This window comes from Mordavella massiliensis (assembly GCF_016902415.1).
Classification (GTDB): domain Bacteria; phylum Bacillota; class Clostridia; order Lachnospirales; family Lachnospiraceae; genus Merdimonas; species Merdimonas faecigallinarum.
Map to the genome: position 1 here is coordinate 1 of NZ_JACJLV010000059.1, position 9,890 is coordinate 9,890.

A 9,890-nucleotide genomic window follows, 5' to 3' on the forward strand; every position below is an offset into this window, starting at 1 on the left:
GGAAAAAGTTATGAAAAAGATTTTGTTCAAATTTTTTGAACAATTGTAGTATAGAAAAAACTTGTGTTGATTTTGTGTTTAAAATAAGAAAAAAATGTAAACAAAGTTTGAAGAAATATTTATATATGGAAAAGTTCTTTCAGAAGGGCGCGCAAGGAGTCCTCAAATAAATGATCTTTTTTCCAGACAATAGAGATCTCATGCCGGACCTGCCAGTCCGGCAGATTTATTTTCTGCAGGAGTCCTTCGCGGAGATCTTCCGCAGCGGCTGTCTCATAAAGGAACGTAATACCGCATCCGTTCTTAACCATATCTTTGATCGTGTTCATATTTCCAATGGTTGTAACATGCCGGAAAGTTTCGATCCCCATTCCGTATTCCGACAGGGCGTCTTCCAGGATCCGTCGGGTGCCGGAGCCCGGTTCGCGGACAAGAAGCCGCTCCGAAGTCAGATCAAAAAGACTTTGCGGGGCCTTTTTAAACCGGTAGTTCTTCTTGCAGACGGGAATGAACCGGTCCGTTATGTACGGAACATGCTGGTAAAGGTGGGAAGGATAATTTCCTTCCAAAATAGCAAAATCAATCTCGCCTGCGTCCAGCTTTTGCAGGAGAAGGGCCGTATTGGCGACCGTGACGGAGATGTTTGAGTCCGGATGCGCCGCAAGAAAATGCGAAAGCGGATCAGCGATCATAAACTCTCCCACAGTCAAAGTCGCGCCAAAACGAACGGTCTGCTGCAGGTCGCAGGCAGAAGCCAGCTGCTCTTTGAGATAGATCTCATTGTTGCAAAGTGAGGTCAGGGAGTCGCGAAGAAGGATCCCCGCTTCAGTAAGCGAAATCCGGCGTCCCGAAAAACGGAAAGCCTGGATGCCGTAATAATCTTCAATATAGCGGACGTGCTGAGAAACAGCAGGCTGGGTAATATGAAGTTTTTCTGCAGCGCGGGTGAAACTCAGCTCCTCGCAGACAGTAAGAAAAGTCAAAACACGATGATCAAGCATGGCAACCTCCTATAATGGGGACGGGGGATTTCCGGAAATCCCCCGTCCCCATTATAGGTATGATAACATATACTTATTAAAAAATAAATATTTATAATTTTACTTTATGAAAAGACCGTGCTATTATTTTTGTGGTTTTGTGAAAATATGATTGATTGTATGTGGAGGCTATTGAATGAATTTTGTGAGTAAGAACTGGAAGGGGATTTTGTTGTGTTTTTGTATTGCGTTGCCGTCCTGGATTCTGGGGCGCCAGTTTCCGATTGTCGGCGGCCCGGTGATTGCAATCCTTGCAGGGATGGTTTTGACTTTGTTGATCAAGGACAAGTCGAATCTGGAGAGCGGAATTAAGTATACGTCTAAAAAGATTTTGCAGTATGCGGTGATTCTGCTGGGGTTCGGCTTAAATCTCCAGGTGATCCTGCAGACGGGGAAACAGTCTTTGCCGATTATTCTTTCAACGATTACGATATCGCTGGTGATTGCGTATGTGCTGCACAAGGCGATGCATATTCCGGGGAAGATTTCTACGTTGGTGGGCGTGGGTTCGTCTATCTGCGGCGGTTCGGCGATTGCTGCGACTGCGCCGGTTATTGATGCGGATGATGAAGAGGTGGCGCAGGCGATCTCGGTCATCTTTTTCTTCAATGTACTGGCCGCTGTTTTGTTTCCGACATTGGGTGGCATTCTTGGGTTTGCGACGGATTCTGGGGAGGCGTTTGGCGTGTTTGCCGGAACAGCGGTCAATGATACTTCTTCTGTGACGGCTGCGGCGTCTACCTGGGACAGTCTGCACGGGCTGGGAAGCGCGACTCTTAATAAGGCGGTCACTGTAAAGTTGACCCGGACTCTGGCGATTATTCCGATCACACTGGTGCTTGCTTTCCTGCGGACGCGCAGAGAAAAAGGAGAAGGAAATGGAAAAGTTTCCATGAAGCAGATTTTCCCGTTTTTTATTCTGTTTTTTATTGGAGCGTCTGTGATCACAACCGTTGCATCTGCAGCTGGAGTGCCGGTGGAGATGTTTAATCCTTTGAAGGAATTGTCGAAATTTTTCATTATTATGGCTATGGCCGCGGTGGGGTTAAACACGAATATTGTGAAGCTGGTGAAAACAGGAGGAAAACCGATTTTGATGGGAATGGCGTGCTGGATCGGGATTACGGCGGTGAGCCTTGGGATGCAGCATGTGCTTGGAATTTGGTAGAGTTGAAATGAAAAGACAGCGGTGCATTTATCGATCTTTTGGATCAAGAGCACCGCTGTTTTTATACATTTTTAGACTTCTTTCAGCACCCCGAGTCCCCGATCCAGAGAAGCGCCGGCAATCATTCGTTTTTTGATCTCCCGTTGCAGCAGGGTCTGCCCGGGCAGGTTATCAAGGCATTCCGGCGTATGAGTCAGGTCAAAAATAAAATAAAGGAAATCGCCGGGACAGGGCTGAGTGTCCAGGATTTCAAAATATTTCTGAAAACGGAGAATTCTGCTGTCTGCAGGCAGAAATTCTTTCAACTGCGGACTTAAGAGCCAGCTTTGTGTGAAAAATACGGGAGGATGGCCTGCAGGGAAATCGTAGTATCCGGGGATATGCGCAAGCGCGGATTTCAAAGCGGCAGAAACAGAAGGCTCGTCAAGCGGTCCGTCTTCCGGGATGTGAATAAAGACAGCCGGCGGGCGATCCGAAAAGAAAGGATCAAGCAGAGCAAAGCCTTCGGGGATCCACTCGAATTGAAGGCGTCCGTGCCAGGTCATAAGCCCGGTAATCAGGCCGCTGGCAAAAATCATCTGGCGGAAACGCATCCCGTCGGTTCCGTGCTTTTTCATGTCCCAGCCGCAGTAATAACGGATGCCATATTTTTGCATGCTAACCTGTTCCGGTTCAAAATGAAATTTCTCCATATTATTTCTGTGAAGGCGGGAGCCACTGAGGAGGACGATGACCGCAATCATGGGAGATCCGTGGCTGGAAAAAGCTTTTGAATGGCTGTCCCAGGTCCAGATGTCGCCGCAGTCCTCCGAAGAAGCATAAAACAGGATATAATGCCAGAGCCAGCAGAGAAAATTCAAACGCTCATCGGAATTCAGGAGATGCAGTTCTGCCAGTATCCGCGCCTGCAAAGGTTCTTCCAGGTCATAAAACTCCATAATCTCTTTGAAATTCATTCTTTCGAGCCAGTCCGGAGAATATAGGTTCCACGCATCTTCCAGACAGTGTTCCCATGAAGAGGGAACAGAATCAAAAGAAAGATAATCGGCAAGTTCTTTCGCTTTATACATAGATACACTCCTTATCCACATTATTTAAAAGGTTATCCACAATTTTATCCACCATCTTTAAATGGGGACGGGGGATTTTCGAAAATCCCCCGTCCCCATTTAAGTGGTGGTAAACAAATCGATGCACTGGCCGGTCATGACGTCTGGTGCGTCGCACAGCAGATATACGATGGCATTTGCCACGTCTTCGGCGCTGCCCATTTTTACATCGTCCTGTCCGACGGAGTGATTGTAGACTCTCTGCCCGGGGGTGTCTACGATGCCGGGGGCTACGGCGTTGACCTGAATGCCGTATTCTTTTGTCTGGATGGCCGCTGTTTTTGTCATGGTGACGATTCCGCCTTTTGCTACCGCATAGGCGCCCATCTGTGACGCAATCCTCCCCATGCGGGAGGAAACGCTGACTACTTTGCCAGAGCCCTGCCGGATCATGACGGGAAGGATATGTTTCATGCAAAGGAAGGGAATCCTTAAGTTTGTGCGGATAATCTGATCCCACTGGCCTTCGCTCCACTCCCAGAGGCGGATGGCCTGGTGTTCTCTTCCTTCGTAGATTTCTTTGGGATATCCGCCGGCGTTGTTGACCAGGATGTCGATGCGGCCGAATTTTTCAAGCACTGTGTCCACAAGGGAGCAGACTTCTTCGCCGCAGGTCAGATCCCGGGAAAGGGAAATGGCCCTGCCGCCGTCTGCCTGGATCATTGCGACGGTTTCGTCAAGATCGGCCTGTGTGCGGGCGACGGCTACGATGGTGGCGCCTTCTCTGGCGGCAGCCAGAGCGGCGGCGCGGCCGATGCCTTTTCCTGCGCCGGTGATGACGGTGATTTTATCTTGTAACTTCATGTTTCTGTCCTCCATTCATCTAATGCAAGGTATTTCAGATCGTCCGTTCCAGAGGGAAGAAACCGGTGGAAGTCGGGTAGATCCGGCTTTTGCCGATTTCGTCCAAAAGGATCAGGTTCAAGCTGCCGTGCAGATTTTTCTTGTCCCGGGACATGGCGCCCAGAAGGTCTGCAAGCGGAAGCCCGCAGCTGTGCGCAAGCCCGTAGATATTCAGGACTTCCAGGATCTTTTCGGCGGTGCCTTCCCGGGTGAGCCCTTTTTCTTCTGCAAGCCGGCAGATCTGATACATGCCGATGCTCACGGCCTCTCCGTGGCTTTCTTTCTGATAGTTGTGGTATTGTTCAATGGCGTGAGCCAGGGTGTGCCCGAAATTCAAAAGCATCCGCTCGCCGGTGTCAAACTGGTCAGCCTCCACTACCTGCCGCTTGATATCAACGCAGCGGGCGATGACAGAGGGAAGTTCCGGCTGAAGATCCGCAAATGAACGGTGAGAACGGAGGAGTTCAAAAAGTTCGGCGTCTTTAATGCAGCCGTATTTGATCACTTCGCCCATGCCGTCGCTGACAAAATGAGGAGCAAGTGTGTCCAGCACTGTGGGATCGATCAGCACAAGGGAGGGCTGGTAAAATGCGCCTGCCAGGTTTTTTCCCTGGGGCAGATCCACTGCAACTTTTCCGCCTACGGAGGAGTCCACCTGGGCAAGAAGAGAAGTGGGGATCTGGATCAGACGGACGCCCCGTAAATAGCTTGCGGCCGCAAATCCTGCCAGGTCGCCGATCACGCCGCCGCCAAGGGCGATCACCAGATCGCTTCTGGAAATCCCCGCGTCCAGCATGGCGCCGTAGAGCACAGGCAGGTTTTGGAAGCTTTTGGTGGCTTCGCCGTGGGGAAGCACCAGGTGGAAGCATTCGTAATGCTTTTCCAGCTGTGCTTTCAGGCGGCTGCCATAGAGCGGGTACACCTGATCGTCGGAAATGATCATGACCCGCCTGCCGGAGAATGTTTCGGCAATATAGGAGGCCGCATGATCCAAAATGTGATTTTCAATATAAATCGGGTAACTGTTTTCCCCGAGATGAACCGTCAATTTCATGGTGTCTGCTCCTGTTAAAAGGTTTTGCCCGTTACTGCGGCGATCTGGGAAACGTCTCTTAGAAGATCGTCGTATTTACGCGGCTTGAGGGACTGGGCGCCGTCGCAAAGGGCGCATTCCGGATTGTTGTGGACTTCGATCATCAGTCCGTCTGCGCCTGCGGCAACAGAAGCCTTTGCCATGGAGTCCACCAGCCACCATTTTCCGCCTGCGTGGCTTGGGTCCACGATTATAGGAAGATGGGTCAGTCTGCGCAGGACAGGAATACTCTGAAGGTCCAGCGTATTTCTGGTGTAGGTTTCAAAAGTACGGATCCCGCGCTCGCAGAGAATGACATTTTCATTACCGGACGCCATAATATATTCTGCGGACATGATCCATTCCTCGTAAGTAGCGTTTAATCCGCGTTTCAGAAGGATCGGACGATCCACCTGGCCCAGCTGCTTCAGAAGATCAAAATTCTGCATATTTCTTGCGCCGATCTGGATCAGATCCACTTTTTCATTGAAAATATCCAGGTAATCCGGAGACATTAGTTCCGTCACGATGGGAAGACCGACGGCGTCCCGTACTTCACAGAGGATGTCCAGACCTTTCAGCCCAAGACCCTGGAAGGAATAAGGACTGGTTCTGGGTTTGAATGCGCCGCCTCTTAGCAGGTTCGCGCCGGAAGCTTTTACCGCCTTTGCGATTTCCATGACCTGGTCTACGGATTCTACAGAGCAGGGGCCTGCGATCATGGCCAGATAGCCGCCGCCTACTTTTACGCCGGAGACGTCTATGACAGAATCTTCCGGATGGAACGCGCGGTTCGCCAGTTTGTAGGGTTCCTGCACATGCATGACCTTATCAACGGCTGAATCTACCTCAAAAAGCTTGGGATCGACCTGTGTTGTGTCGCCGATACAGCCGATAATGGTCATTTCCGCCCCGACTACGATATGGGAGTCCAGGCCTTTGCGTTTGACCATCGCTTCCACACGTGCGATATCTTCTTGTTTTGCGCGCGGTTTTAATACAATAATCATCGTAAGTTCCTCCATTGCTGATGTATAGATATTTACACTGTAAAATTTTACTTATTTAAAGTGTGAAAACAATTGTATACTACATTAATATAAGAAAGATGTCAACAGGTTTCCGTAATTCTGCGCGAAAAAAATTCCCGAAAATAAGGGGGAAAATGCTATAATCAAAGTATTATGAGATAAAAGGAGAAAAATCATGGTAAAAGTCTGGGTGGCGGATATCTCACCGCTGTTTTCCGGAGAAAAATATGATGCCTGTTACGCCGCGCTGCCGGACTGGAGAAAGAAAAAGGCGGATTCCCTGAAACAAGAGCAGGCCAGGGCGCAGAGCGTAGGAGTGTGGACCCTCTGGATGCAGGTCTGCAGGAAGGAAGGCCTGCCGGAGGACGTCAGCTATAATCTGTCCCATTCGGGAAATTATGTGATGTGTGCGTACAGTACCCGTCCGGGCGCCAGGGTCGGCTGCGACCTGGAAATGCTGGGAGAGTTCCGGGAAAAGACGGCCCGCCGGTTTTTTTGCCAGGAGGAGTATGCGTATATCTTAAAAGAAGAAAGAGAAGAAGAGAGGCGGAACCTGTTTTACCGGTTCTGGGTGTTGAAGGAAAGCTTTCTGAAAGCAACCAGGCGGGGGATGGGGCTGGATACCCGTTCGTTTCAGATCGGCTGGGACGAGGACGGGCGGCCGGTACTTGTAAAGAAACCGGACGAATATCCGGAAGCTTATTTTTACCAGGAATATGCCGTGGAAGAAATTCCCGCAAAGATGGCGGTCTGCACCACAGATCCGGAGATTGACGGGAACATTTTCATTGAAAAAATATGAAAAAACGGGCGTCAAGGGACTGTTGACGGGGGTATGATCAGGTGCTAAAATAAGGAAAGGGAAAAGACTGGGTTTATCAAGAAATAAAAAAGTTTACACAAGAGATAAAACCGGCAGGAGAGTATAAAATAAATGAATAAGGAGGACATGTTATGCTGGATTTAACATTTGGAGAACAGGTAAAACTTATCTTAAGCCGCAGGGGCATGACAATCAAGGAACTCGCAGAGACCATTGAGATACGGACCGGGAAAAAGATGTCCCGCCAGAATCTGACCCAGAGACTGGGCCGGGATAATTTCCAGGAACAGGACATGCGTATGATCGCAGAGATTCTTGATTGTCCATTTCAGCTCAGTATTCTAGGAGAAGACGGCGTTACCACAGAGAAAATACAGAACCGCCCTGCAGAGCCGGTGTATGAAAAAGAGCCGGAGGCTGCCGCAGAGGAAGCCGCTGCAGAACCGGAATATACAATAGAAGAGCCGGAAACTGCAGAGCCGGAATATACAGAAGAGCCGGAAACTGCAGAGCCGGAATATACAGAAGAGCCGGAGTACGCAGAGGAGCCGGAAGAAACGCAGGAGAGAGATATTACCATCGGGGAACTGGTGGATATTCACGAAGAGCTTGACGCCAGGATCCAGGAGCAGGAAGAGAAGAAGAGCCGCCAGAAAGAAGAGAAGAAGCACGGCTGGCGTTCTTATCTGATGCGGAAGATCCACAGACCGGAAGAAGCGGCGGGAAGCGGAGAGAACGAGACGATAAGCGAGGCGCCGGAAACGAAGGAGCCGGAAGAACTTTCTGAAGAAGAGGAACTGAAGATCCGGACGCCGGAAGCGATAGCGGAACAGGTGGCCGAAGCCTATGCGGTCGAAGAAGAGCCTGTATATTACGAAGAGGCGACCGAAGAAGAGCCGGAAGAAGCGGCAGCAGAGGAGGAGCCGGAAGATCCTTATGCAGAGTTCAGGATGTCTGATGAGGAGGATCTGGAAAAGGGAGATATCAATCCTTATACAGGAAGAGAATATAAGAGCAATAGTGTGCGCATGCATCCGACGCGGATCGGATATGTGCAGGTCTATGACAGAGGAAAGCATACATGGACCGATATGACAGAGTGGGCATTCCTTGGATACCAGGAACGCAAAAAAGCGCTGATGGGAAAGGATTATGACCCGCCGATCTATCTGGACTAAAGAGGACGGTTGAAGCGTTGGATTGGAAACAGTTATTATCTACCAAGAGGAGAAGAGAAAGTACCGCCGCGAACCGGCGGTACCGGAATACGGACCTAAGAAGCGAGTTTGAAAAAGATTATCACCGCATCATAGGAAGCGCGTCTTTCCGGCGGCTGCAGGATAAGACGCAGGTTTTTCCGCTGGATAAAAGTGATTTTATCCGTACCAGGCTGACCCATTCCCTGGAAGTATCCTCGTTTGCAAAATCCCTGGGACAGAATATCGGGGAAAATATTTTAGAATACCGGAGAGATCCCGGATTTACGCCGCGGATGAAGGAGGATATCTGTCATATCCTTCAGTGCGCGGGGCTGATCCATGATATCGGGAATCCGCCTTTTGGACATTTCGGGGAAATCGCCATCCGGGAATGGTTTCAGAGGAATCTGCAGGTGCTGACTTTTCACGGGACTCCCATCTCTGAGGTGCTCAAACCCTGCATGGCAGAAGATTTTTATCACTTCGAAGGAAATGCCCAGGCGCTCCGCCTGGTAAACAAGCTGCATTTTCTGGTTGATGAAAACGGTATGAATCTGACTTATGCGCTTCTGGGGACGATCATCAAATATCCGGTATCCTCGCTTGAGGTGGATCGAGATTCCGGAGATATCCGGACGCAGAAGATGGGGTACTATCTGGCGGACCGGGAGATCTATGAGGAGATTGAAAGGGAGACGGGGACAGACGGAGCCCGCCATCCGCTGGCATTTATCCTGGAGGCGGCGGATGATATCGCCTATAAGACGGCGGATATTGAAGACGCCTTTGTAAAAGGGTTTGTCAGCTATGCGAAACTTCTGAAAGAGCTTCAGGCGCTGGAAGAACCGGAGGGGGGCTTTCATGCGGCGGAAAAGCTGGAGGAGTACTATCGGAGAGGCCGGGAAAAAGGCGTGTCCGATCCGGAAGAATATGCGGTGAAAAACTGGATCGTGCGGGTGCAGGGATTCCTGATCAGCTGCGCCACCTATGGATTCACCAGTAACTACCGGGAGATCATGAACGGAACCTACCGGCACGATCTGTTTTACCGGACATTTGCCCAGGGTCTGATGGATCTGCTGGGAGATCTGGCATACAGGGAGGTGTTTACCTCTGAAACGATCTACCGGATGGAGGTCAAAGAAGCTGTGATCCTCAATGATCTGATGGATCAGTTTATGACAGCTGCGATCAAATATGACGATCCGGACTCGGCTTTAAATTCGATCGACCGCAGGATGGTTTATTTCATATCCAATAATTATAAAAACGCGTATCATTACCATGCGCGGGGGAAAAATGAAGTGGAGAAGCTGTATCTGCGGATCCTGCTGGTAACAGATTATATCTGCGGGATGACGGACAGTTACGCCAAAAGGCTCTATCAGGAGCTGAAGGCGATGATCTAGGTATAATTCCGGATGCCGGAGAATAGATTGTGGTAAAACCGGCAGAAGGAAGTGGAGGATTGAAACGGTTTATTCGTTATTTGTACGAGTATGAACAGGATAAAAGGCTTCGGAATGTAGGCTTTGTAAAAGCAGAGCAGGGCGACCGGGAATGTGTGCTTCATATTCACGGAAAAGGACTGAATCTGCAGGAAGA

Annotated in this window: 9 protein-coding genes; 4 read left to right on the top strand and 5 right to left on the bottom strand. The window is 49.9% G+C overall.

Annotation, left to right across the window (positions count from 1 at the left end; translation table 11 throughout):
* Positions 1–119: 119 nt before the first annotated feature.
* Positions 120–1,001, bottom strand: a complete 882-nt coding sequence (locus H6A13_RS11730) for a LysR family transcriptional regulator (protein WP_204909748.1) — start codon at positions 999–1,001, stop codon at positions 120–122.
* Positions 1,002–1,176: 175 nt separating this feature from the next.
* Here H6A13_RS11730 and H6A13_RS11735 point away from each other — a divergent pair, with 175 nt between their 5' ends.
* Positions 1,177–2,208 carry a YeiH family protein gene (locus tag H6A13_RS11735; protein ID WP_204909749.1) on the top strand — a complete coding sequence of 344 codons (1,032 nt, stop codon included), beginning with the start codon at positions 1,177–1,179 and terminating at the stop codon, positions 2,206–2,208.
* Between the two features lie 71 nt (positions 2,209–2,279).
* On the opposite strand, the gene H6A13_RS11740 is transcribed toward H6A13_RS11735, so the two are convergent.
* The 4 genes from H6A13_RS11740 to aroF form a co-directional block, all read right to left on the bottom strand.
* Entirely contained in the window at positions 2,280–3,278 is a 999-nt protein-coding gene (locus H6A13_RS11740) for a hypothetical protein (RefSeq protein ID WP_204909750.1), read from the bottom strand.
* A 99-nt stretch (positions 3,279–3,377) separates the two neighbouring features.
* Positions 3,378–4,121, bottom strand: a complete 744-nt coding sequence (locus tag H6A13_RS11745; RefSeq protein ID WP_204909751.1) for an SDR family NAD(P)-dependent oxidoreductase — start codon at positions 4,119–4,121, stop codon at positions 3,378–3,380.
* Positions 4,122–4,155: 34 nt separating this feature from the next.
* Entirely contained in the window at positions 4,156–5,214 is a 1,059-nt protein-coding gene (aroB, locus tag H6A13_RS11750) for a 3-dehydroquinate synthase (RefSeq protein WP_204909752.1), read from the bottom strand.
* A 14-nt stretch (positions 5,215–5,228) separates the two neighbouring features.
* Complete coding sequence (gene aroF / locus H6A13_RS11755) at positions 5,229–6,242, bottom strand: 3-deoxy-7-phosphoheptulonate synthase (protein ID WP_204909753.1); 1,014 nt, start codon at positions 6,240–6,242, stop codon at positions 5,229–5,231.
* A 196-nt stretch (positions 6,243–6,438) separates the two neighbouring features.
* On the opposite strand from aroF, the gene H6A13_RS11760 reads away from it, so the two are divergent.
* From H6A13_RS11760 to H6A13_RS11770, 3 genes are all read left to right on the top strand, one after another.
* Positions 6,439–7,065 (top strand): 4'-phosphopantetheinyl transferase family protein, encoded by a 627-nt coding sequence (locus H6A13_RS11760; protein ID WP_204909754.1) that lies wholly within the window; start codon positions 6,439–6,441, stop codon positions 7,063–7,065.
* Between the two features lie 152 nt (positions 7,066–7,217).
* Positions 7,218–8,264, top strand: a complete 1,047-nt coding sequence (locus H6A13_RS11765; RefSeq protein WP_204909755.1) for a hypothetical protein — start codon at positions 7,218–7,220, stop codon at positions 8,262–8,264.
* A gap of 17 nt (positions 8,265–8,281) precedes the next feature.
* Positions 8,282–9,694, top strand: coding sequence for a deoxyguanosinetriphosphate triphosphohydrolase (locus tag H6A13_RS11770; RefSeq protein WP_204909756.1), 1,413 nt, complete (start codon positions 8,282–8,284; stop codon positions 9,692–9,694).
* Positions 9,695–9,890 lie beyond the last annotated feature (196 nt).

Coding starts and splice junctions, on each gene's coding strand:
- H6A13_RS11740 (WP_204909750.1), bottom strand. CDS start 3,278: ATGTATAAAGCGAAAGAACTTGCCGATTATCTTTCTTTTGATTCTGTT.
- H6A13_RS11765 (WP_204909755.1), top strand. CDS start 7,218: ATGCTGGATTTAACATTTGGAGAACAGGTAAAACTTATCTTAAGCCGC.
- H6A13_RS11760 (WP_204909754.1), top strand. CDS start 6,439: ATGGTAAAAGTCTGGGTGGCGGATATCTCACCGCTGTTTTCCGGAGAA.
- aroF (WP_204909753.1), bottom strand. CDS start 6,242: ATGATTATTGTATTAAAACCGCGCGCAAAACAAGAAGATATCGCACGT.
- H6A13_RS11745 (WP_204909751.1), bottom strand. CDS start 4,121: ATGAAGTTACAAGATAAAATCACCGTCATCACCGGCGCAGGAAAAGGC.
- aroB (WP_204909752.1), bottom strand. CDS start 5,214: ATGAAATTGACGGTTCATCTCGGGGAAAACAGTTACCCGATTTATATT.
- H6A13_RS11735 (WP_204909749.1), top strand. CDS start 1,177: ATGAATTTTGTGAGTAAGAACTGGAAGGGGATTTTGTTGTGTTTTTGT.
- H6A13_RS11730 (WP_204909748.1), bottom strand. CDS start 1,001: ATGCTTGATCATCGTGTTTTGACTTTTCTTACTGTCTGCGAGGAGCTG.